We start from the raw sequence: 668 nt of genomic DNA, 5'->3' as shown, positions 1-668 counted from the left end.
TTAGGCTGTTGGATAGGCAAATCCGTCCAACGTGAAGGCTGAGCTGTGATGGCGAGGGAAATTTTAGTACCGAAGTCCCTGATCCTACACTGCCAAGAAAAGCCTCTAGTGAGGAAAGAGGTGCCCGTACCGCAAACCGACACAGGTAGGCGAGGAGAGAATCCTAAGATGATCGGGAGAACTCTCGTTAAGGAACTCGGCAAAATGACCCCGTAACTTCGGGAGAAGGGGTGCTCTGATAGGGTTTATCGCCCGAGAGAGCCGCAGTGAATAGATCCAAGCGACTGTTTAGCAAAAACACAGGTCTCTGCGAAACCGCAAGGTGAAGTATAGGGGCTGACACCTGCCCGGTGCTGGAAGGTTAAGAGGAGGGGTTATCCTTACGGAGAAGCTCTGAATTGAAGCCCCAGTAAACGGCGGCCGTAACTATAACGGTCCTAAGGTAGCGAAATTCCTTGTCGGGTAAGTTCCGACCCGCACGAAAGGTGTAACGACTTGGATACTGTCTCAACGAGAGACCCGGTGAAATTATAGTACCTGTGAAGATGCAGGTTACCCGCGACAGGACGGAAAGACCCCATGGAGCTTTACTGCAGCTTGATATTGGATTTTGGTACAGCTTGTACAGGATAGGTAGGAGCCTGAGAAGCCGGAGCGCCAGCTTCGGT

General features: G+C 51.8%; 1 rRNA gene. It reads left to right on the top strand.

Annotated features, from left to right (window positions below):
- Nucleotides 1-668, top strand: a 23S ribosomal RNA gene (locus IEV52_RS22230); the annotation flags it as partial.

Source organism: Fictibacillus barbaricus (assembly GCF_014635025.1).
GTDB lineage: Bacteria > Bacillota > Bacilli > Bacillales > Fictibacillaceae > Fictibacillus > Fictibacillus barbaricus.
Note: the sequence above shows the minus strand (reverse complement) of the source record. Positions and strands in the feature narration are given on the sequence as shown.